Annotated in this window: 15 protein-coding genes; 7 read left to right on the forward strand and 8 right to left on the reverse strand. The window is 72.5% G+C overall.

Annotation, left to right across the window (positions count from 1 at the left end):
* Positions 1 to 78: 78 nt before the first annotated feature.
* From S1361_RS03525 to S1361_RS03540, 4 genes are all read right to left on the reverse strand, one after another.
* Positions 79 to 1,245 (reverse strand): thiolase domain-containing protein, encoded by a 1,167-nt coding sequence (locus S1361_RS03525; RefSeq protein ID WP_208030382.1) that lies wholly within the window; start codon positions 1,243 to 1,245, stop codon positions 79 to 81.
* Positions 1,242 to 2,312: a thiolase domain-containing protein gene (locus S1361_RS03530; protein ID WP_208030383.1), complete on the reverse strand. Its 1,071-nt coding sequence runs from the start codon at positions 2,310 to 2,312 to the stop codon at positions 1,242 to 1,244. Before S1361_RS03530 ends, S1361_RS03525 begins: the two co-directional genes overlap by 4 nt.
* Positions 2,309 to 3,259: a Zn-ribbon domain-containing OB-fold protein gene (locus S1361_RS03535; protein ID WP_208030384.1), complete on the reverse strand. Its 951-nt coding sequence runs from the start codon at positions 3,257 to 3,259 to the stop codon at positions 2,309 to 2,311. The genes S1361_RS03530 and S1361_RS03535 overlap by 4 nt, the downstream gene beginning before the upstream one ends.
* Before the next feature lie 142 nt (positions 3,260 to 3,401).
* Complete coding sequence (locus tag S1361_RS03540; RefSeq protein WP_208030385.1) at positions 3,402 to 4,202, reverse strand: crotonase/enoyl-CoA hydratase family protein; 801 nt, start codon at positions 4,200 to 4,202, stop codon at positions 3,402 to 3,404.
* Between the two features lie 189 nt (positions 4,203 to 4,391).
* Here S1361_RS03540 and S1361_RS03545 point away from each other — a divergent pair, with 189 nt between their 5' ends.
* Both S1361_RS03545 and S1361_RS03550 read left to right on the forward strand, forming a co-directional pair.
* Positions 4,392 to 6,011, forward strand: a complete 1,620-nt coding sequence (locus S1361_RS03545) for an acyl-CoA synthetase (RefSeq protein WP_208030386.1) — start codon at positions 4,392 to 4,394, stop codon at positions 6,009 to 6,011.
* 103 nt (positions 6,012 to 6,114) lie between these two features.
* Positions 6,115 to 7,854 carry an alkaline phosphatase family protein gene (locus tag S1361_RS03550; protein ID WP_243769058.1) on the forward strand — a complete coding sequence of 580 codons (1,740 nt, stop codon included), beginning with the start codon at positions 6,115 to 6,117 and terminating at the stop codon, positions 7,852 to 7,854.
* A 6-nt stretch (positions 7,855 to 7,860) separates the two neighbouring features.
* Here S1361_RS03550 and S1361_RS03555 read toward each other — a convergent pair whose 3' ends face one another.
* Positions 7,861 to 8,697 (reverse strand): alpha/beta fold hydrolase, encoded by an 837-nt coding sequence (locus tag S1361_RS03555; protein ID WP_208030387.1) that lies wholly within the window; start codon positions 8,695 to 8,697, stop codon positions 7,861 to 7,863.
* A 165-nt stretch (positions 8,698 to 8,862) separates the two neighbouring features.
* Between S1361_RS03555 and paaK the strand changes: the two genes are divergently transcribed.
* The 4 genes from paaK (at position 8,863) to S1361_RS40020 (ending at position 15,158) form a co-directional block, all read left to right on the forward strand.
* Positions 8,863 to 10,173, forward strand: coding sequence for a phenylacetate--CoA ligase PaaK (gene paaK, locus S1361_RS03560; RefSeq protein ID WP_208030388.1), 1,311 nt, complete (start codon positions 8,863 to 8,865; stop codon positions 10,171 to 10,173).
* 421 nt (positions 10,174 to 10,594) lie between these two features.
* Entirely contained in the window at positions 10,595 to 10,930 is a 336-nt protein-coding gene (locus tag S1361_RS03565; protein WP_208030389.1) for a trypco2 family protein, read from the forward strand.
* 51 nt (positions 10,931 to 10,981) lie between these two features.
* On the forward strand, positions 10,982 to 14,863 hold the full coding sequence (locus S1361_RS39820) for a tetratricopeptide repeat protein (protein WP_208030390.1): 3,882 nt from the start codon (positions 10,982 to 10,984) through the stop codon (positions 14,861 to 14,863).
* Positions 14,864 to 15,029: 166 nt separating this feature from the next.
* Positions 15,030 to 15,158 (forward strand): helix-turn-helix domain-containing protein, encoded by a 129-nt coding sequence (locus tag S1361_RS40020; protein ID WP_341829282.1) that lies wholly within the window; start codon positions 15,030 to 15,032, stop codon positions 15,156 to 15,158.
* A gap of 169 nt (positions 15,159 to 15,327) precedes the next feature.
* Here S1361_RS40020 and S1361_RS03580 read toward each other — a convergent pair whose 3' ends face one another.
* On the reverse strand, positions 15,328 to 16,824 hold the full coding sequence (locus S1361_RS03580) for an acyl-CoA synthetase (RefSeq protein ID WP_208030391.1): 1,497 nt from the start codon (positions 16,822 to 16,824) through the stop codon (positions 15,328 to 15,330).
* A 110-nt stretch (positions 16,825 to 16,934) separates the two neighbouring features.
* Between S1361_RS03580 and S1361_RS03585 the strand changes: the two genes are divergently transcribed.
* Positions 16,935 to 19,352, forward strand: a complete 2,418-nt coding sequence (locus tag S1361_RS03585; protein WP_208030392.1) for a penicillin acylase family protein — start codon at positions 16,935 to 16,937, stop codon at positions 19,350 to 19,352.
* 41 nt (positions 19,353 to 19,393) lie between these two features.
* On the opposite strand, the gene S1361_RS03590 is transcribed toward S1361_RS03585, so the two are convergent.
* Positions 19,394 to 20,956 (reverse strand): acyl-CoA synthetase, encoded by a 1,563-nt coding sequence (locus S1361_RS03590; protein WP_208030393.1) that lies wholly within the window; start codon positions 20,954 to 20,956, stop codon positions 19,394 to 19,396.
* Positions 20,953 to 22,065 (reverse strand): nitronate monooxygenase, encoded by a 1,113-nt coding sequence (locus tag S1361_RS03595; RefSeq protein ID WP_208030394.1) that lies wholly within the window; start codon positions 22,063 to 22,065, stop codon positions 20,953 to 20,955. The genes S1361_RS03590 and S1361_RS03595 overlap by 4 nt, the downstream gene beginning before the upstream one ends.
* Between the last annotated feature and the right edge of the window lie 148 nt (positions 22,066 to 22,213).

Below are 22,213 nucleotides of genomic sequence, written 5' to 3' on the forward strand. Positions count from 1 at the left end.
GCGACCGGTCGCTACGGCGGACAGGGCACGCGGGGACGACCTTTCCGCCCGGCCGGCCGGGCGGCTGCGGCCGGCCGGTCAGGAGTCGGGCGGCGTGGAGCCCACGAGCCACATGGAGAAGAACTGCGAGCCGCCGCCGTAGGCGTGCCCGAGCACCCTGCGGGCCCCGTCCACCTGGTGTTCCCCGGCCTGGCCGCGCACCTGGAGGGCGGCCTCGGCGAAGCGGATCATGCCGGAGGCGCCGATGGGGTTGGTGGACAGCACCCCGCCCGACATGTTGACGGGCAGATCGCCGTCGAGCGCGGTGGCCCCGGACTCGGTGAGCTTCCAGCCCTCGCCCTCCGCGGCGAAGCCCAGGTTCTCCAGCCACATGGGCTCGTACCAGGAGAACGGCACGTAGATCTCGGCCGCGTCGATGTCCCGGCGCGGGTCGGTGACGCCCGCCTGCCGGTAGACGTCGGCGGCGCAGTCCTTGCCGGCCTGCGGGGAGACGAAGTCCTTGCCTGCGAACAGGGTGGGTTCGCTGCGCATGGCGCCGCCGAGCACCCAGGCGGGCGGCCGGGGCGCGCGGGCCGCTCCGGCGCGGTCGGTGAGGACCATGGCACAGGCGCCGTCGGAGGACGGGCAGGTCTCGGAGTAGCGAATGGGGTCCCACAACATGGGTGACGCCACCACCTTCTCCAGGGTGATGTCGTGTTCGTGGAGGTGGGCGTAGGGGTTCTTCAGGGCGTTGCGCCGGTCCTTGTAGGCGACGAGGGCGCCGATGGAGTCGGGGGCGCCGCTGCGCCGCATGTAGGCGCGCACATGGGGGGCGAAGAAGCCGCCGGCCCCGGCGAGCAGGGGCTGCTGGAAGGGGATGGGCAGGGACAGGCCCCACATGGCGTTGGACTCGGACTGTTTTTCGAAGGCGAGCGTGAGGACCGTGCCGTGGACGCGGGCGGCGACCAGGTTCGCGGCGACGAGTGCGGTGGAGCCGCCGACGGAGCCCGCGGTGTGCACCCGCAGCATGGGTTTGCCGACCGCGCCGAGCGCGTCGGCGAGGTACAGCTCGGGCATCATCACGCCCTCGAAGAAGTCGGGTGCCTTGCCGATGACGACGGCGTCGATGTCGGACCACGTCAACTCGGCGTCGTGCAGGGCGCGGTGGGCGGCCTCGCGGACGAGCCCGGCGATCGACACGTCGCGGCGGGCGGCCACGTGCCTGGTCTGGCCGATCCCGACGACGGCCACGGGTTCCTTGCTCATCGTGGATCCCCTTCGAGTACGGCGACCAGGTTCTGCTGCAGGCAGGGGCCGGAGGTGGCGTGGGCGAGGGCGCGGTCGGAGGCGCCGCGGTGGATGCGGGCGGCGGCCTCGCCGATGCGGATGAGACCGGCGGCCATGACGGGGTTGGCGGCGAGGGCTCCGCCCGACGGGTTCACGCACACGCTGTCGTCCAGGCGGAGGGCCCGGCGCAGGACCACCTCCTGGGAGCTGAACGGCGCGTGCAGCTCGGCGGTGTCGACGGGCCGTTCGAAGGCGCCCGCGCGCTCGGCGGCGAGCCGGGTGGAGGGCGAGTCGGTGAGGTCGCGCACTCCCAGCGCGTGGGCCTCGATGCGGTGGTCGACGCCCCGGATCCAGGCGGGCCGCGCGCACAGCCGACGGGCCCGCTCCCCCGCCGCGAGGATCACGGCGGCGGCGCCGTCGCCGATGGGCGGGCAGTCGCCGGTACGCAGCGGCCGCACCACGTGGTCGCCCTGGGGGATGCGGCCCTTGAGCTGGGCGTGCGGGTTGGCGGTGGCGTCGGCCCTGCTGCGGGCGCCGACGGCGGCGAGCGCGCGTTCGTCGGTGAGTCCGGCATCCATGAGCGCCTGCGCCTGGAGGGCGGCGAGGGCTACGGCGTCGGGCCACAGCGGGGCGACGTAGTACGGGTCGAGCTGGCGGGTGAGGACATCCCGGACCAAGCCGGGTGAGCACTTGCCGTAGGAGTAGACGAGCGCGGTGTCGGCGTCTCCGGTGAGCAGCTTGGTCCAGGCCTCGTACAGCGCCCACGCGCCGTCCATCTCGACGTGCGACTCGGAGATCGGCGGCCAGGCGCCGACACCGTCGAGGGCGAGGGTGAAGGAGAAGGCGCGGCCGGCGAGGTAGTCGCTGGAGCCGGAGCAGGTGAAGCCGATGTCGGCGGTCCGCAGACCGGTCTGTGCCAGGACGTCGTGGAGGACGGGCATGACCATCTCGACCTCGGAGGACTCCGCGGTGGAGCGCCGGTGGTCGGTCTGCGCGAAGGCGACGACGGCGATGTCCCGGGGGCCGGGGGCTTCCTCGCTGGTCACAGCAGCTCCTTGTACGTCTCGTAGTCCGCGTCGGGTTCGCCGGTGGGCCGGTAGTGGTCGGGGTAGCGGGCGCCCTCGGTCCACACCGGCTCCACGCGCAGGCCCATGCGCACCTGGTCGTAGGGGATGCCGCCGATGCGGGCGTGCAGGGCGAGGTCGGCCCCGTCCAGGGCGATGTGCGCGTAGACGTACGGCACCTCGATGTCGAGATTCGCCGTGTGTGCGGCCTTGATGTTGACGATGCAGAAGGTGGTGACCGTGCCGCGGGGACCCACTTCGACCTGTTCGGCTGTGGCGACGCCACATGTGGGGCACGCACCCCTCGGCGGGACGTACACCTTGCGGCAGGACGGGCAGCGTTCGCCGACGGTGCGCCGTTCGGAGAGGGCGTGGATGTAGGCGGACTGGGCGCGGCCGGGCGAGTAGGTGTAGTCGAGGCGGGCGGGGGCGACGATGCCGGTGAGCGGGTCGGCGAACGCGCCGCTGTGGCCGCCGGGTGCGACGGCCTCGCCCTCGTACGGCTCGAAGCAGGCGATGTCGGTGATGGCGCCGGTGCGTTCCGCGGCCCAGCGGACGCGCACCCGCATGCCGGTGCGGACGGCGTCGGGGCCGGGGGCGTCGAGGGCGTGCAGCAGGGCGGTGTCGGCGCCGTCGAGCCGGACCAGGACCCAGGCGAAGGGGGTGGTGAGGGGCTGGCCGCGGCGCGGGGCGTGGTTCCAGGCCCAGGTGGTGACCGTGCCGGTGGGGGCGACCTCCACCAGGTCGCGGATCTCCTCGGCGGTGACGGGGTCGTACTCGACCGGCGGGACGAGGGTGCGGCCGTCGGTGGTGCGCACGCCGAGGACGACACGTTCGCGCAGGCCGGTGAGGAAGGCGCTCTGGACGGGGCCGAGGGAGCGGGTGAAGGGGAACTCTACGACGAGCGGGGCGGAGAGGACTTCTGGCATCGGCTGCCTCCTGGGAGGTCGGCGGTGAAGGGGCGCTCCGTAGGGGCGCGGGCGATGACATGTGCGGCTCCGCCGCGTGGGCGCGACCGGCCCACGACGGTCCGCAGCTTGCGAACGGCGTCTGCCGACCCCCGGCGGAGTGTCACGCGCGCTTGTAGACAGGCGGCCGTTTCTCCGCGAAGGCGCGGGCGCCCTCCTTCGCGTCGGCGGTGTCGAAGACGGGCCAGCCGCGGGCGAGTTCGGCGGCGAGGCCGTCGGTCTCGGTCATCTCGGCGGTCTCGTACACGGACGCCTTGACGGCCTCGACGGCGAGCGGGCCGCAGGCGTTGATCTGTTCGGCGATCTCCAGCGCTCCGGCGAGGGCGGTGCCGTCGGGGACGACACGCCCGATCAGGCCGATGCCGGCGGCTTCCCGGGCGCTGTAGGGGCGTCCGGTGAGCAGCATCTCCAGGGCGTGGGTGCGCGGGATCTGGCGCTGGAGGCGGACGGTGGAGCCGCCGATCGGGAACAGGCCGTGCCTGACCTCGAACAGGCCGAAGGTCGCGGACTCGCCCGCGACCCGGATGTCGGTGCCCTGGAGGATCTCGGTGCCGCCCGCGACGCAGTGGCCCTCGACGGCGGCGATCACCGGCTTGCGGGGGCGATGGTGGCGCAGCATCGCCTTCCAGTGCAGGTCGGGATCGGCCTTCAGCCGGTCGCGGTACTGCTGTCCCTGCATGCCGTCGCCGGCCAGCGCCTTCAGGTCCATGCCGGCGCAGAACGCGCCGCCGGCCCCGGTGAGCACGATCGAGCGGACCGAGTCGTCCGCGTCGGCCTGGAGCCAGCCGTCGTACAGGCCGACCAGCATCGCCAGGGAGAGCGCGTTCCTGGCGTCGGGCCGGTTGAGCGTGAGCACCAGTGTGGCGCCTTCCCGCTGCACGGTGAGGTGTTCCGTCCCACTCATGGGCCATCTCCCCTCGGTCGGAACGAGAACAGGTTGCAGGAGCGGAGGGGGCACTTCAAGGGTTTTCTGACAGGTAGTCAGATTTTCTGGTGCGGGGCCTTCCCACTTGCCGCCCCCTTTGCTCTGATGACCGGCGGGCCGACGGATGCGCCTCTCGTCGCCAGGACGTCCCGGGGTCAGGAGGAAGCGGTGGAGTACAACCTTGCCGACCTGTTCGAGTCGGTCGTCGACGTGGCCGCGGACCGCGAGGCACTGGTGTACCTCGACCATCCCGGCACGGGTGCGGAGCGCCGGCTGACGTACGCCGAACTGGACGCCGCCGCCAACCGCGTCGCCCACCACCTGATCGACAGCGGCATAGGGCCCGGCGAGCACCTCGGGCTCCACCTGTACAACGGCGTCGAGTACCTGCAGACGGTGCTGGCCTGCCTGAAGGCCCGGATCGTCCCGGTGAACGTCAACTATCGGTACGTCGAGGACGAGTTGGTGTACCTCTATCGGGACGCGGACCTGGTCGCGCTGGTCTTCGACGCGGAGTTCGAGGACCGGGTCGCGGGCGCGCTGCCGCGGGCGCCGAAGCTGCGGCATCTGCTGCGGGTGGGCACACCGGCCGCGGAGTCGGTGCCCGGGGCGGTGCCGTTCCCCGCCGCGGAGGCCGCCGGGTCGCCCGGCCGGGGCTTCCCCGCGCGTTCCGGTGACGACCAGTTCATCATCTACACCGGTGGTACGACGGGCATGCCCAAGGGGGTGATGTGGCGTCAGGAGGACCTGTTCTTCGCGGGGCTGGGCGGCGGGGCGCCGACCGGGGAGCCGGTGAAGGCGCCGCAGGAGCTGGCCGAGCGGGTCGCCGCGGGCGGCTCGGGGATCACCTTCTTCCCCACTCCCCCGCTGATGCACGGCACGTCGACGCTCACCGCGTTCATCGGCTTCAACTTCGGCCAACGGGTCGTGCTGCACCGCAGGTTCGTGCCCGAGGAGGTGCTGCGGACCATCGAGCGGGAGCGGGTCACCAGCATGTCGCTGGTCGGGGACGCCATGCTCCGGCCGCTGATCGACGCCCTCGCCGGGCCGCTCAAGGGAACGGACTGCTCGGCGCTGTTCAGCGTCTCCTCGTCGGGCGCGATCATGTCGGAGACGGTCCGCCGGCAGTTCCGCGAGCTGCTTCCGAACGCGGTGCTGCTGAACAACTTCGGCTCCTCCGAGTCCGGCTTCAACGGCACCGCGACCGAGGACGCGGGCCCCGAGCGCGGCTTCCGCGTCCGGGTCAACTCCCGGACCCGGGTGGTGGATCCGGTGACGCACGAGCCGGTGGCACCCGGCGAGGTGGGGCGGGTCGCGCAGTGCGGCCATGTGCCGCTCGGCTACTACAACGACCCGGTGAAGACCGCCGAGACGTTCTTCGAGAAGGACGGGCGGCGCTGGGTGCTGCTCGGCGACATGGCGACGGTCGGCGCGGACGGCGTGGTCACCGTCCTCGGCCGGGGCTCGCAGTGCATCAACACGGGCGGCGAGAAGGTGTACCCGGAGGAGGTCGAGCAGGCGCTCAAGGCGCATCCGGACGTGTACGACGCGCTGGTCGCCGGGGTGCCGGACGCCCGGTGGGGCAACCATGTGGCGGCCGTGGTGCAGCTGCGCCCGGGGGCGCCGCGCCCGTCGCTCGCCGACATCCAGAGCCACTGCCGTACCCGCCTGGCCGGGTACAAGGTCCCCCGCCAGCTCGTCGTCACGGACACCATCCAGCGGTCGCCGAGCGGCAAGGCCGACTACCGGTGGGCACGGGAGGTGGCGGTGGCCGCGCAGCGGCCGTAGGCCGGGTGTCCCGCACCGCCGGAACCCACCCCGGCGACTACACTGTGCGCACAGTCGAGTCGTTCAGCGACACACAGTGACCGCCGCACGGAAGGACCCTCGGGTGTCTCACCCCACGCCTGGTCACCTGCCGGAGGACACTGCGGCGCCGGACGGCGGCGGAGCGGCGGCCGGAGGCGCCGCCGCGCGCGTGGCGCCGGCGGGCGGGCCCCGCCGGTCCGGACGGCTCGCGCGCTGCGCGGCCGCGGGGGCGACCGTGCCGGCCGCCGCTCTCCTGCTGGGTGCGCTGCTGCTGCCCGACCGGCTCGACAGCCTCACCCCGTCCGCGTTCCTGCGCCTCCCGGCCGAGGGCATCGCGCTCGCCGCGCTGCTGCTCGTGCTGCCGCCCCGGGCCAGGCGGGCCGGCGCCGCCGCCGGCGGCTTCCTGACCGGGCTGCTCGCCCTGCTCAAGGGCGTCGACATGGGCTTCCAGGAGGTGCTGCTGCGCCCGTTCGACCCGGTGCTGGACTGGAGTCTGCTCGGCAACGCGGCGGACTACCTGCGGGAGACGTCCGGCCGGGCCGGCGCGCTGGAGGCCGCGGCCGGGGTCCTCGCTCTCGTGCTGGCCGTCCCCGTGCTGACCACACTGGCGGCGGTCCGCGTGACGACGGTGATGGCCCGTCACCGGCGGTACGCCGTCCGCGTCGTCCTGGTGCTGGCGGTCGCCTGGACCACCTGCGTCACGTTCGGACTGCGCTCCGCCGGGGTCCCGGTCGCCGCCACGATCGACGCCGACCTGGTCGGCGACCGTCTCGGGCAGGTCCGTACGTCCCTCGCGGACGCGCGGGTCTTCCGGCGCCAGGCCGCCCACGACCCCTTCGCGCACACCCCGCCCGACCGGCTGCTGACCGGGCTGCGCGGAAAGGACGTGCTGGTCACCTTCGTCGAGAGCTACGGGCGTACGGCGCTCGAGGACCCGTCCGTCGCCCCGCGGATCGGCGCGGTCCTGGACGAGGGCACCGCCGCCCTGCGGGCGGCCGGCTTCCGGGCGCGCAGTGGCTGGCTGCGCTCGCCGGTGACGGGCGGCGGCAGCTGGCTGGCCCACGCGACCTTCCTGTCCGGGCTGTGGATCGGCAACCAGCAGCGGTTCCACACCCTCACCGCCGGCGACCGGACCACCCTCACCGGCGCCTTCCGCGCCGCCGGCGCCTGGCGGACGGCCGGCATCGTGCCGGGGGTGAACCGCGCCTGGCCGGAGGGCGGCTTCTTCGGCCTGGACCACGTGCACGACCGGGCCGGCCTCGGCTACCACGGCCCGGGCTTCGGCTGGTCGCAGGTGCCGGACCAGTTCACGCTGGAGGCGTTCCGGCGGCTGGAGTTCGGCCGGCGTGGGCGGGGCCCGCTGATGGCGGAGATCGTTTTGACCTCCAGCCATCACCCGTGGGCGCCGGTGCCCCGCATGACCGACTGGGGGAGCCTGGGCGACGGCTCGGTCTTCCGCCGCCTCGGGAAGGACGGCAAGGACGCCGAGGAGGTGTGGAAGGACCCGCAGAGCGTGCGCGCCGGGTACCGGGACGCGATCGCGTACTCGCTGCGCAGCCTCATCGGTTTCCTGCGGCGCTACGGCGACGAGCACACCGTCCTGGTGTTCCTCGGCGACCACCAGCCCGTCCCGGCGGTCACCGGGGCCAGCCCCCGCAAGGACGTGCCCGTGACGATCGTCGCCCACGACCCGGAGGTGCTGGAGCGGATCTCCCGCTGGGGCTGGACCGAGGGGCTCAAGCCGGCCGCGGACGCCCCCGTCTGGGGGATGGACGCGTTCCGGGACCGGTTCCTGACGGCGTACGGTCCGCAGCCGGGCTGATGGACGTCACCGGTCGAGGAAGGCGAGCGTACGGCTCACGAACCGCTCCGGGTCGTCCAGCCAGGGGTAGTGGGCGGCGCCGGGCTGCACGCTGCACTCGGCGTCCGGGAAGGCCTCGGCGGTGCGGCGGGCGAGGGCGGGGCACGGTCCGCCGTCGAGTCCGCCCGCGTACACGAGGACCGGCGCGGTCAGGGCCGCGAGGGCGGCCCGGGTCGCGTCCGGGGTGAAGGCTCCGTCGGCGAAGTAGCGCTCGCCGGCCTCCTCGTTGGTCTGGTGCAGCTCGGCGTCCGTGTGCGCACGGGCGGTGTCGTCCCAGCGGCCGTGGAAGAACGGCAGGAACACGTCGTCGAACTCCGCCTCGCCCGCGAGCCAGGCCCGGAAGGCGGGGAACGCCCGGGCGAACCACGGCTCGTCCGCGCGCAGCCGGGCCGCGGCCAGCCGGTCCTCGGGCGTGGCCCGCAGGCCCAGGGCGGACGGGTTGGGGGTGATCAGGAGCAGCCGCCGTATCCGGTGCGGGTGGCGGGCCGCGTAGAGCATCGCAAGGGCTGCACCCGCCGAGTGGGCGACCAGATCCATGTGTTCCAGACCCATGTGGCCGCGCCACACTTCCACGTCCTCCACCATCCGGTCACAGCGGTACGTCGCCGGGTCCGCCGGCACCTGCGAGTCACCGGTGCCCCGCAGGTCGAGCAGGGCGAGCCGCCGGTGCGCGGTCAGCCCGCCGAGGTCCCCGAGATAGGCGGAGGCCCGCATGGGACCGCCGGGCAGCACGGCGAGCGGCTCACCCGCACCCCGCAGGTGGTAGGCGAGCCGGGTGCCGTCGGTGGCGGTGAAAGTGGGCATGCTGGTGATCATCGGTGCGGGGTCCACCGGCGCGCAACGCCTTCGCGGCGCGGAAAATCCCCGCGGCCCTCTTGCCTGGCGCCGCGCGGCCTGCGTTACTGACCCCGAGCGAATCGACCGAATGATCGGTCGGGTACAGGTGCGGCTGGTGAGGGAGACGTCGCGATGGCCGAGATGAGGGACCTGCTCGACGTGGGTGAACGGCTCGGGCCCGAGGAACTGCGGGCGCTGCAACTGGAGCGGCTGCGCGCCAGCCTGCGGCACGCGTACGCGCACGTGCCGTTCTACCGCGAGTCTTTCGACAAGGCCGGCGTCCGCCCGGAGGACTGCCGCTCGCTCGACGACCTCGCCCGCTTCCCCTTCACCACCAAGGCCGACCTCCGGGAGAACTACCCGTACGGCATGTTCGCCGTGCCCCGGGAGCGGATCCGCCGGCTGCACGCCTCCAGTGGCACCACGGGGCGCCCCACGGTGGTCGGCTACACCGACAACGACCTTTCCATGTGGGCGGACATGGTGGCGCGGTCCATCAGGGCGGCCGGCGGCCGGCCGGGAGACGTCGTGCATGTGGCGTACGGCTATGGGCTGTTCACCGGCGGCCTTGGCGCCCACTACGGTGCCGAACGCCTCGGCTGTACGGTCGTCCCCGCGTCCGGCGGCATGACGGCCCGCCAGGTGCAGCTCATCCAGGACCTGGAACCGTCCGTCATCATGGTGACCCCCTCCTACATGCTCACCCTGCTGGACGAGTTCGAGCGGCAGGGCGTGGACCCGCGCGGCACCTCGCTGCGGGTCGGCGTCTTCGGGGCCGAGCCCTGGACCGAGCAGATGCGGCGGGAGATCGAGGAGCGGTTCGCGATCGACGCCGTCGACATCTACGGGCTGTCCGAGGTGATCGGGCCCGGTGTCGCCCAGGAGTACGCGGAGACCAAGGACGGCCTGCACGTGTGGGAGGACCACTTCTATCCGGAGGTCGTGGATCCCCTGACGGGCGAGGTGCTGCCGGAGGGCGAGCGGGGCGAGCTGGTGTTCACCTCGCTGACCAAGGAGGCCATGCCGATCGTGCGGTACCGCACGCGGGACCTGACCCGGCTGCTGCCCGGGACGGCCCGGGCGTTCCGGAGGATGGAGAAGGTCACCGGGCGCAGTGACGACATGGTGATCCTGCGCGGGGTCAATCTGTTCCCCACCCAGATCGAGGAGATCGTCCTGCGCACGCCGGGGGTGGCTCCGCACTTCCAGCTGCGGCTCACCCGGGAGGGCCGCCTGGACGCCCTGACCGTCCGGGCCGAGGCCCGCCCCGACGCGCCGCCGGAGGTGCGGGAGGCGGCGGCCCGGGCCATCGTCGCGGCCGTCAAGGACGGCATCGGCGTGTCGGTCGACGTGGAGATCGTGGAACCGGAGTCGCTGGAGCGGTCGGTGGGCAAGATCCGCCGCATCGTGGACCTGCGGCCGCGGGACGCCGGACAGGGATAGCTCCCGCGCCGGAGCAGTGCCGTCCCGGGCGGACGCCGCCACCGTCCCGGACCCCGACCTGGTCAACGGTCTCGGGGAACCACGGAGCAGCCGTTGGCGCTAAGCGCTTGATCTTGGTCGCCTAGCACAGTTGCCCCGGGGTTCGCGGCCTTTCGGCGGAAGATCGTATGAGTGGCTCGGCGCGTGGATACCGTCGCCAGGTACCAGTGGAGTTTCCCCATACAGCTTCCGTCCCACACTGCCCGGCCGCGGGATGTTGCGGCCCCTGCAGCCGCTGAGGAGGATGCGGAGGCCGACATGCAGGGGCGCGGCTGGTTCGCCGGAGCGCACCGGCCGCGGTGTGGTTTCCGCTGGTTTGCTTCGGGAGAAGGAGCCAGATTCGTCCCCTTCCACACGGTAGGGGGCCTTGAGGTGGAGGGGGATGGTCATGGGCGGCGCAAGCAGTTCGGACGAGGAATGGATGGACCTGGCGGACGCGATCACCTTGCTGCGGGATCAGATCGCCGAGGCCCAGGACCGGATCGCCGCCCCGACGGGGGACGGCGACAAGGGGGTGCTGTTCACGCTGGGGGAGATCACGCTGGATCTCGGTCTGGAGCTGACCGGCACCAAGGGTGTCAACGGCGGGCTGCGCTGGAGCGTGATCAGCCTGGGCGGCAAGAAAGAGACCGGCCACAAGGCCACACACACGGTGACGGTGAAACTGACCCCGCACAGGCCCGGTGGGGGCGACATCGACGTCAGCGACGAGGAGTAGGCCCGGGCGGCCTGCGCACGCACGTCACAGAGCAAGTAGTGGGGGGCTGCTGTGGAGTTCGACCGCCGGGTGCAGATCCGGGTGGAGCGCCTGAAGGACGGCAGGAAGAGCACGGGCTTCGGAACGGGGTACCTGGTCGCGCCGCGTCTGGTGCTGACCGCCGCCCACGTCCTGGACGACATCGATCCCACGGCCGTGGATCCGGTACGGGTATGCCCGCCTGATGCCGGCGAGGAGCAGTTCTGTGCGACCGTGCGCTGGCAGCGCAAGGACCCGGTCGTCGACGCCGCGCTGATCGAGGTCACCGACGGCCAGGGCTGGCAGGTGCCGCAGTCCCTCGGTGATCTGCTGGCCCGGCCGCCCCAGCGGTACGGTCTGCTCATCGGGAATCGGCCGCACCCGGTCACCGCGACCGGTTTCCCCCGCTCGCAGAAGGACGCCGAGGACGGCCGGCGTCTGGACGAGCAGCTGAGCGGCCACATCGCCCCCGGCACCGGCGCCCTCGCCGGCCGTTATGAGATCACCAGCACCGGACCCACCCTCGCCGCCGCCATGGGGGCAGGCAGCGCCTGGTCGGGCATCTCGGGGGCCGCCGTCCTGGCCGACGACGGTCTCGGCGGGGACCTGCTGTGCGGCGTGGTGCGTCGTGACCGGCAGGCCAGCGGCGGCAGCCGCCTGACCGCCACCTGCGCGTCCCACCTCCTGGCCGACGACGCCTTCCGCGCGCTGCTGACCGAACACACCGGGTGGGAGCCGGTCCTGGAACCGGTGGAAGCAGCCGGCCTGCTCACTCCAGCGGCCTTCGACCGCGACCTGGACTCCCCCGCCGCACTGCTGCGCGCGGACGCCGAGGCCGTCGCCTTCCACGGCCGCGCGCATGAACTCGACGACCTGCGCGCCTGGTGCGAAACCCAACCCGACGCCCTCGCGATCCGTGTCATCACCGGGCCCGGCGGACAGGGCAAGACCCGCCTCGCCCGCCGCCTCACCGACCTTTTCAGCCACCAGGGCTGGGTCACCGGACACCTGCGCCCGGACCTCACCGACTACGACACGCCACCCGACTTCACCCCCCTGAACACCGCCCTGCCCCTCCTGCTCGTCGTCGACTACGCCGAGACCCGCCCCCGCCTGCTGCGTCGCCTGATCACCCACCTGCACCGCTCCCGCCACCGCGTGCGGCTGCTGCTGCTCGCCCGCGCCGACGGCGAATGGCGCACCGATCCGCTCAGCGCCGCCCCCGCCGTGCGCAGACTGCTCGCCGCGGCACCCGTCACCGGGCTCAACCCGCTCATCCCCCGCAGCCGGCCCGCCACAGACCGCCACACCGCCTTCACCCGCGCGGCCCGCGACCTCGCCCGCCTGCTGCCCCGTGTCCCCAGCGTCCCCGCACACGACTGGGCAGCCCTGGCCGCGGCCCTCCAGCCTCCCGAGGACCTGAGCCATCCCCGCTACGACAACACCCTCACCCTGCAACTGACCGCCCTGGTCACCCTCCTGCAGCACGGCCCCAGACCCGCCGACACACCCCCCGGCACCCCGGCCGAGGAAATCCTGTTGGAGCACGAAGGACGATTCTGGGAGGACAGCGCCGAAGCCCCTGCCTTCAAACTGAACCTGCCCACCACCACGCTTGCCGCCACGGTCGCCGTCGCCGCTCTGTGCGGAGCCACCACCGTCGACGCGGCCACCCACGCCCTCGGCACGCTCCCTGACTTTCCCGCCGACAAAGCGCCTCGCACCGCGGCCTGGCTGGCGAGCCTGTACCCGGCCGATCCCGACCGCTACTGGGGCTCCCTTCAACCCGACCGCATCGCCGAATACCACGCCTCACAAACCCTCACCCACGACCGCATCCAGCTACCTGCCCTGCTCGCCGCAGCCACACCCGAACAGCAAGCACAGCTCGTCACCGTCCTGGCCCGCGCAGTTATCGCCCACTACAACGCCAACCGCACCACCGACAGCGAACGCGTCCTGCACACCCTGGACACAGCCCTGGACACCACGGTCCTCGCCTACCAAGCCGTCCGGTCCGCCACCGCCGCACTTCCCTACCCATCCCGCATCCTCGCCCCCCTCGCCCTGCGGCTGGCCGGCGCCCTCGCCCAGGCCAACCATCGACTGGCACAAGACAATCCGGCCGCCTACGAACCCGAACTCGCTCGCTCGCTGTCCAATCTCAGCATCCGGCTGGCGGAGGTGGGCAGGCGGAGTGAGGCACTGACCGCCGCCGAGGATGCGGTGGAGATCCGGCGTCGGCTCGCGGCCGACAACCCGCCCGCCTACGAACCCGACCTCGCCGCCTCACTGTCCAACCTCGGCAACCGGCTGGCTACGGCGGGCAGACGGAGCGAGGCCCTCACCGCCGAGCAGAATGCCGTGGAGATCCGGCGTCGGCTCGCGGCCGACAACCCGGCCGCCTACGAACCCGACCTCGCCGCCTCACTGTCCAACCTCGGCATCCAGCTGGCGGAGGCGGGCAGACGGAGCGAGGCCCTCACCGCCGCCGAGGATGCGGTGCAGATCTACCGTCGGCTCGCGGCCGACAACCCGCCCGCCTACGAACCCGACCTCGCCGCCTCACTGACCAACCTCGGCATCCAGCTGGCGGAGGCGGGCAGACGGAGCGAGGCCCTCACCGCCGCCGAGGATGCGGTGCAGATCTACCGTCGGCTCGCGGCCGACAACCCGGCCGCCTACGAACCCGACCTCGCCACCTCGCTGTCCAACCTCGGCAACCGGCTGGCGGAGGCGGGCAGACGGAGCGAGGCCCTCACCGCCGCCGAGGATGCGGTGCAGATCTACCGTCGGCTCGCGGCCGACAACCCGGCCGCCTACGAACCCGACCTCGCCGCCTCGCTGTCCAACCTCGGCATCCGGCTGGCGGAGGCGGGCAGACGGAGTGAGGCCCTCACCGCTGAGCAGGATGCGGTGGAGGTCTACCGTCGGCTCGCGGCCGACAACCCGGCCGCCTACGAGCCCGTCCTCGCCGCCTCGCTGTCCAACCTCGGCATCCGGCTGGCTACGGCGGGCAGACGGAGTGAGGCACTGACTGCCACTGAGGATGCGGTGGAGGTCTACCGTCGGCTCGCGGCCGACAACCCGGCCGCCTACGAGCCCGTCCTCGCCGCCTCGCTGTCCAACCTCGGCATCCGGCTGGCTACGGCGGGCAGACGGAGTGAGGCACTGACTGCCACTGAGGATGCGGTGGAGATCCGGCGTCGGCTCGCGGCCGACAACCCGGCCGCCTACGAACCCGACCTCGCCACCTCGCTGTCCAACCTCGGCAACCGGCTGGCGGAGGCGGGCAGACGGAGCGAGGCCCTCACCGCTGAGCAGAATGCGGTGGAGATCCGGCGTCGGCTCGCAGCCGACAACCCGGCCGCCTACGAACCCGACCTCGCCACCTCGCTGTCCAACCTCGGCAACCGGCTGGCTACGGCGGGCAGACGGAGTGAGGCACTGACTGCCACTGAGGATGCGGTGGAGATCCGGCGTCGGCTCGCAGCCGACAACCCGGCCGCCTACGAACCCGACCTCGCCACCTCGCTGTCCAACCTCGGGATCCAGCTGGCGGAGGCGGGCAGACGGAGCGAGGCCCTCACCGCCGAGCAGAATGCTGTGGAGATCCGGCGTCGGCTCGCGGCCGACAACCCGCCCGCCTACGAACCCGAACTCGCCACCTCGCTTTCTGTCCTTGCCATCCTTCTGGCAGAGGGAGGTGATCTTCCCGCGGCCCTACGCTTGACTGGGGAGGCTGTGGATCTATACCGCAGTCACATTGGAACGATGCCCTCCGTGCTTCCGCAAGTTCACGCCGTGCTGGGCCTGCAGGCGGATGTGCTTGAGGGACTCGGGCGTCAAGGGGAGGCGGAGCAAGTACGCCGCTGGATCAGGGACAATCCACTCCCACGCGATTCTCACAGTTGACCGTTCGAGAGAGATCAGAACCGGAGTCGCCGCTACCGCTAACCACGGTTCCGTTGTCCCCCAAGGCCGGTGGGCCCGATGGAGGCCGCCATCGCCGACCCGGCCGAGGTGGGTGTGTCCGTGAGCCACATTCAGGCGAGGGCCAGGCCGGCGCAGTCGACCGTGTATGGCCTACATGGCGGAACTCCAGCGCGCCGGCCTGGTCCGCGCGACCCGGGCCGGCAAGTGGACCCACTACAAGCGGGACGAGCAGCGCATCGCCGCCCTCGTCGCGGAACTTGGACAGACGTTTTAGGGCGGCGTCGGAAGAACTCGGCCCTCGGGCGGACGCCGCCCGCCGCGGAAAGAACGGCACCGGCCGCCGTTCGAGACGGTCGCCGGCGGGCGGGCGCAGCATGGACCGGCCGTGCAGTCGGGCTCGCGGAGCTGCGGCGGTGGGCGTCGGTCCGGTTGGGCGGCGAGTGCTAGCCGCCGAACCGGTCGCGCAGCTCGCGCTTGAGAATCTTGCCGCTGGCGTTGCGGGGCAACTCGCTCACGAACAGCACCCGTTTGGGTGCCTTGAACGGCGCGAGCCGCTCCTTCACGTGCGCGATGAGCTGATCCTCCGTCACCTCGCCGCGCGGGACGACGACCGCGGTGACGGCCTCGATCCACCGCTCGTCGGGCAGGCCGATCACCGCGGCCTCCGCGACCGCCTCATGGGTGTACAGGGCGTCCTCGACCTGGCGTGAAGCCACCAGTACCCCACCGGAGTTGATGACGTCCTTCACCCGGTCCACGATGGTGAAGTAGCCCTCGGCGTCCCGCACGGCCAGGTCCCCGGAGCGGAACCAGCCGTCGCGGAAGGCCTCGGCGGTCTCTTCGGGCTTGTCCCAGTAACCCTCGCACAACTGCGGTGAGCGGTAGACGATCTCGCCGGGCGTGCCGGCGGGGACCTCCTTGCCGTCCTCGTCGACCACCCGGGCGTCGACGAACAGCACGGGTCGCCCGCAGGAGTCCATCCGGCCCTCGTGCTCGTCGGGTGCCAGGACGGTGGCCAGCGGGCCGATCTCGCTCTGCCCGAAACAGTTGTAGAAGCCGAGCCGCGGCAGCCGCTCGCGCAGGCGCTCCAGGACCGGCACCGGCATGACCGAGGCGCCGTAGTAGGCCTTGCGCAGCCCGGACAGGTCCCGGGTCGCGAAGTCGGGGCGGCCCGCCAGGCCGATCCAGACCGTCGGCGGAGCGAACAGGCTGTCCACGCGCCCGGCCTCGATCAGGTCGAGGAGCCGGTCGCCGTCGGGCCCGTCGAGGATGAGGTTGGTGGCGCCGACCGCCAGGTAGGGCAGCAGGAACACGTGCAGCTGCGCCGAGTGGTACAGCGGCAGGGAGTGTGCGGGGCGGTCGCCGGCGCTCAGATCGAGGGCGGTGATCGCGCTGAGGTACTCGTGCACCAGGGCGCGGTGCGTCATCATCGCGCCCTTGGGGAGCGCTGTGGTGCCCGAGGTGTAGAGCAGCTGCACCAGGTCCTCGGTGCGCGGTTCGGGACCGTCGTACGCGGGTGCCGTCGCGAGCCGGGCCAGCAGCGAGTCCTCGGCGTCGCGCAGCGGCAGCGTGCGGACTCCCTCGGGGAGCCGGTCCGCGAGGGCGGGGTCGGCGAGGACCAGGGAGCTGCCGGACTGGCCGACGACGTACGCGAGGTCGTCGCCGGTCAGGTTCTGGTTGACCGGCACGTGCACGAGGCCGGCACGGGCGCACGCCAGGAAGCCGATCAGATAGGCGTCCGAGTTGTGGCCGTAGGAGGCGACCCGGTCGCCGACGGTGAGGCCCTGGCCCAGCAGGACGCTCGCCGCGCGGGAGACGGCCTCGTCCAGTTCCTCGTACGTCCAGGCGCGTTCGCCGTACTCGACCGCGGTCCGCGCCGGGGTGCGCCGGGCGCTGCGCCGCAGCACCCCGTCAACCGTGCTGCCCTGTCCCTGCGTCATGACTCATGATCCTCGGTCCGTCACCGGGGCAGGTCAAGCACCCGGGAGCCTCGACACACATCGGTTGTTACTCAACCGCTCCTTCCCTCAATGAAGTTGGGAGGCACGACTTGCGCATCCGCTTCAGACGACTGGCCGTCGCGGCCGTCGCCCTGCTCACCGCCTCGGCCGCGCTGCCGGCCGCCGCGACCGAGCGGCCGAGCCGCCAGGAACATCCCTCGGACGGCGGTCTGTCGGCCGTCATCCGCTACACCGAGTACGGCATTCCGCACATCCGCGCCAGGAGCTACGCCGACCTCGGTTTCGGCACCGGCTGGGCGCAGGCCGCCGACCAGGTGTGCGTCCTCGCCGACGGCTTCGTGACCGTGCGCGGCGAACGCTCGCGGTTCTTCGGCCCGCACGCGGCGCCCGACGGCTCGCTGTCCTCGGCGGGCGACAACCTCTCCAGCGATCTGTACTTCCGGGGCGTCCGGGAGGCGGGCACCGTGGAGAAGCTGCTCGCCGAGCCGGCTCCGCTGGGCCCGAGCCGGCAGATCAAGGACCTGATGCGGGGCTACGCGGCGGGGTACGACGCCTGGCTGCGGCAGCACCGCACCACCGACCCGGCCTGCAAGGGCGCCGCCTGGGTGCGCCCGGTCGGCACCGTGGACGTGGCCGCCCGCTTCTACGCGCTCGCCGTGATCGGCGGCCAGGGCGACGCCGTGGACGGCATCACGGGGGCCCAGCCGCCCACCGCCGCCACCACCCGGGCCCGCGGCGCCGGGCCCGCGCCGGACGCCCAGGCTCTGATACGGGCTCTGCGGAAGCGGGCCGCCGGCGCGGACATGGGGTCGAACGCGGTCGCCTTCGCCGGCGGCACCACGGCCGACGGCCGCGGCCTGCTGCTGGGCAACCCGCACTACCCATGGCAGGGCGGACGCCGGTTCTGGCAGGTGCAGCAGACCATCCCGGGCGAGCTGGACGTCGCCGGCGCCGCGCTGCTCGGCGAGCCCACCGTCGCCATCGGCTACAACGCACGGGTGGCGTGGAGCCACACCGTCTCCACCGGTGTGCCGTTCAACCTGACGCAGCTGACGCTGGATCCGGCCGACCCGACCGTCTACCTGGTCGACGGCCGGCCGGTGCGGATGACGCGGCGGACCGTGACCGTCGCGGTCAAGGACGGCCCGCCGGTGACCCGCACCCAGTGGTGGACCCGGTACGGCCCGGTCGTCGCCTCCGGCGACGGCGACCTCCCACTGCCGTGGACCGCCACGACGGCGTTCGCGCTGAACGACCCCAACGCCGCGAACATGCGGTTCGCCGACACCTCGCTCGCCTTCGGAAAGGCACGCGACACGGCGGGCGTCCTGGATTCCCTCACCCGGCACCAGGGCCTGCCCTGGGTGAACACGATCGCCGCGGACTCCGCCGGGCACTCGCTGTTCACCCAGTCGCAGGTGCTGCCCCGGATCACCGACGACCTGGCGGGGCGCTGCTCCACGGATCTCGGCAGGGACACCTACCCGGCGGCGGGGCTCGCGGTCCTCGACGGCTCCCGCGGTTCCTGCGCCCTCGGCCGCGACGCCGACGCCGTGCAGCCGGGCGTGTTCGGGCCCGCCCGCATGCCGACGCTGAAGGACGCGCCGTACGCGGAGAACTCCAACGACAGCGCCTGGCTGGCCAATGCCGACCGGCCGCTCACCGGGTACGAACGGATCTTCGGCGCCGTCGGCACCCCGCGCTCGCCGCGCACCCGGGGCGCGCTCGACGCCGTGGCGGCGATGGCGCAGCGGGGCGGTCTGACCGTACGGGACCTGCAGCGGCAGCAGTTCGCGAACCGGGTGACCGTGGGCGCTCTGGCGGCCGAGGACACGGCACGGGCCTGCGCCGCGCTGCCCGGCGGTGTCGCCAGGAACAAGGACGGCAAGGAGGTCGACGTCTCCGCGGCGTGCCCGGTGCTCGCGGCGTGGGACCGCACCGTCGGCACCGGCAGCCGGGGAGCGCTGCTCTTCGACCGCTTCTGGCGGCGGATCGGCGCGCTGGTGCCGAACGCCCGGGGGTGGAAGGTGCCGTTCTCGGCGGCGGACCCGGTGCACACCCCGAACACGCTCGACACCGGTGCGCCGGGCTTCGCCACGGCCCTCGCGGACGCGGTGACCGAGTTGCGGACGGCCGCCATCCCGCTCGACTCCCCGCTCGGTGAGCACCAGTTCGTCGTGCGGAACGGCCGGCGGATGCCGGTTCCGGGCGGCACGGAGGCGCTGGGCGTGTGGAACAAGGTCCAGCCGCTGTGGGACCCGGCGCACGGCGGGTACACGGAGGTGGTGATGGGGTCCAGCCACATCCAGGCGGTCGGCTGGAACGGCAGCGGCTGCCCGGTGGCGCGGACGCTGCTGACCTACTCCCAGTCCTCGAACCCCCACTCGCCGCACTACAGCGACCAGACCCGGTTGTTCTCCCGCCAGCGGTGGGTGACCCCGCGCTTCTGCGAGAAGGACATCCTGTCCTCTCCCGCGCTCAAGGTCGTCCACGTGCGCGAACGCTGAGGGTGTGGTCCCGTCCCCCGTGGGGCGGGACCACACTCGTCTCACACCGGACGTGTACGTCCCTCCCAGTACGGGTCCCGCAGGCGCCGCTTGTAGAGCTTGCCGTTGGGGTCGCGGGGCATCTCGGTGATGAAGTCGACGCTCCTGGGCCGTTTGTAGCCGGCGAGCCGCCCGGCGCAGTGGTCCAGGAGCGCGGCGGCCAGTTCGGGGCCGGGCTCCCGGCCGGGCGCCGGTTCGACGACGGCCTTGACCTCTTCGCCCCAGTCTTCGTGCGGGATGCCGAAGACGGCGGCGTCGGCGACGGCGGGATGGGCGAGCAGGACGGACTCGATCTCGGCCGGGTAGATGTTCACCCCGCCGGAGATGATCATGTCGATCTTGCGGTCGCGGAGGAAGAGGTAGCCGTCCTCGTCCAGGTAGCCGAGGTCGCCGACGGTGAAGAAGTCGCCGATGCGGTTCTTCCGCGTCTTGGCCTCGTCCTTGTGGTACGAGAAGCCGCCGGTGTTCATCTTCATGTAGACGGTACCGAGTTCACCGGGTGGCAGCCGCCTGCCGTCCTCGTCGAAGACCGCGAGTTCGCTGATGGGCCAGGCCTTGCCGACGGTGCCGGGCTTCTTCAGCCAGTCCTCGGCGGTGGCGAAGGCGCCGCCGCCCTCGCTGGCGGCGTAGTACTCCTCCACACAGTCGCCCCACCAGTCGATCATCGCGCGTTTCACATGGTCGGGGCAGGGCGCGGCCCCGTGGATGGCGTGCCGCATGGACGAGACGTCGTACGACCGCCGTGTCTCCTCCGGCAGCGCGAGCAGCCGGTGGAACTGGGTGGGGACCATATGGGTGTGTGTGCACTTGTGTGCGTCGATGACACGGAGCATGTCCTCGGGCGTCCACTTGTCCATCAGCACCAGGCGGTGCCCGATGTGCAGGGAGGCGCCCGCGAACTGGAGCACGGCGGTGTGGTACAGCGGCGAGCAGACGAGGTGCACGTTGTCGTCGTACGGCTTGATGCCGAAAATGCCGAGGAAGCCGCCGAGGTAGGCCTCCTCGGGGCGCTTGCCGGGCAGCGGGCGGCGGATGCCGCGCGGGCGGCCGGTCGTGCCCGAGGTGTAGTTCATGACCCAGCCCAGCTCCCGGTCCTCGGGCGGTGACTCGGGTTGGCCGTCGAGGAGTTCGGCGTACGGCCGGAAGCCCTCGGCCGTGCCGACGGCGTACCGGTGGCTCGCCGGCAGCCCGGCCTCGTCGGCCGCCGCGCGGGCCGGCCCGGCGAACCGTTCGTGGGTGACGAGCACCTTGGCGCCGGAGTCGGCGACGATCCAGGCGATCTCCGGGCCCACGAAGTGGTGGTTGACCGGAACGAGGTAGAGGCCGGCCTGGCTGGCGGCGAGGTAGGCGGTGACGAACTCGGCGCCATTGGGCAGGACGACCGCGAAGGCGTCCCCGCGCCCGAGGCCGGCGGCGCGCAGGCCGTGGACGAGGCGGTTGGCGGCGGCGTGCAGCCGTCCGGCCGTCCACTCCTCGCCGTCCGGTGCGATCAGGACCGTTCGGCCGGGGTCCTGGGCGGCCTGGGCCCAGAAACCGGCGGGGGGTGTGTTCGCGGGCGCGCTCACGACTGGCCGCTCCTTCCGGCGATGCGGTTGATGCGGTCCACGGCCTTCTCGAAGCCGCGGGTGAGGTCGTCGAAGACCTCCTGGACGCCGCGTTCGGCGGTCATCCGGCCGACGATCTGCCCGACGGGGGTGCCGAGCAGCGGCTCGACCTCGTACTTCTGGATGCGGGAGACGGCCTCGGCGACGAGCAGTCCCTGCAGCGGCATGGGGAGGGTGCCGGGGCCGGTCGGGTCGTCCCAGGCGTCGGTCCACGCGGTACGGAGCTGGCGGGCGGGCTTCCCGGTCAGGGCGCGGGAGCGGACGGTGTCCCCGGAGCCGGCGGCGAGCAGCTTGCGGGTGAGGGCGGGCGAGTGGAGATCCGCTTCTGTGGTGGTCAGCCATATGGAGCCCAGCCATACACCTTGGGCGCCGAGAGCGAGCGCGGCCGCCACCTGCCGGCCGCTGCCGATGCCGCCTGCGGCCAGGACGGGCAGTGGGTCGACGGCGTCCACGATCTCGGGGGTGAGCACCATGGTGGCGATCTCGCCGGTGTGGCCGCCGGCTTCGTAGCCCTGGGCCACGACGACGTCGATGCCGGCCTCCTGGTGCTTGCGGGCGTGGCGGGCGCTGCCGGCGAGGGCGGCGACGAGGACGTCCCGGTCGTGGGCGCGCGTGACGACGTCGGCGGGCGGGGAACCGAGGGCGTTGGCCAGCAGCCGGATCGGGTAGTCGAAGGCGACGTCGAGCTGGGTGCGGGCGACCTGTTCCATCCAGCCGGTGATGCGCCACCCGGAGGTCTCGCCCTCGGCCAGTTCCGGGACCCCGTGCGCGGCGAGGGTGTCCCGCACGAACCGCCGGTGCTCCTCGGGGATCATCGCCTCGACGTCCGCCTCGGTGACGCCTTCGACCTTCCTGGCGGGCATGACCACGTCCAGCCCGTAGGGCCGGCCGCCGGCGTGTGCGTCGAGCCAGTCGAGATCGCGTTTGAGGTCGCCGGGGGCGGTGTAACGGACCGCGCCGAGCACGCCGAAGCCGCCGGCCCGGCTGATGGCCGCGGCGACGGCCGGGAACGGCGTGAAGCCGAAGACGGCGTGCTCGATGCCCAGTTTCCTGCTCAGCTCCGTCTGCATGGGCGCAGGATGCCGCAGCGGGCCGGACGACGGAAGACCTTTTCTGATGCTCCGTCAGATTCTTCGGAAGGCCTCGCGCCCCGTTGACACACTCACCACCTGACAGGAAAGTTTCACGATGCAGGGCAGGCCCGGAAAGATACTTTCA

It is taken from the genome of Streptomyces cyanogenus, from assembly GCF_017526105.1.
Taxonomy (GTDB): Bacteria; Actinomycetota; Actinomycetes; order Streptomycetales; family Streptomycetaceae; genus Streptomyces; species Streptomyces cyanogenus.

Excerpts from the sequence above, each read along its gene's own strand:
- S1361_RS03525 (WP_208030382.1), bottom strand. The coding sequence starts at position 1,245 with ATGAGCAAGGAACCCGTGGCCGTCGTCGGGATCGGCCAGACCAGGCAC.
- S1361_RS03565 (WP_208030389.1), top strand. The coding sequence starts at position 10,595 with ATGGTCATGGGCGGCGCAAGCAGTTCGGACGAGGAATGGATGGACCTG.
- S1361_RS03580 (WP_208030391.1), bottom strand. The coding sequence starts at position 16,824 with ATGACGCAGGGACAGGGCAGCACGGTTGACGGGGTGCTGCGGCGCAGC.
- S1361_RS03535 (WP_208030384.1), bottom strand. The coding sequence starts at position 3,259 with ATGCCAGAAGTCCTCTCCGCCCCGCTCGTCGTAGAGTTCCCCTTCACC.
- S1361_RS03555 (WP_208030387.1), bottom strand. The coding sequence starts at position 8,697 with ATGCCCACTTTCACCGCCACCGACGGCACCCGGCTCGCCTACCACCTG.
- paaK (WP_208030388.1), top strand. The coding sequence starts at position 8,863 with ATGGCCGAGATGAGGGACCTGCTCGACGTGGGTGAACGGCTCGGGCCC.
- S1361_RS03595 (WP_208030394.1), bottom strand. The coding sequence starts at position 22,065 with ATGCAGACGGAGCTGAGCAGGAAACTGGGCATCGAGCACGCCGTCTTC.
- S1361_RS03540 (WP_208030385.1), bottom strand. The coding sequence starts at position 4,202 with ATGAGTGGGACGGAACACCTCACCGTGCAGCGGGAAGGCGCCACACTG.
- S1361_RS40020 (WP_341829282.1), top strand. The coding sequence starts at position 15,030 with ATGGCCTACATGGCGGAACTCCAGCGCGCCGGCCTGGTCCGCGCGACC.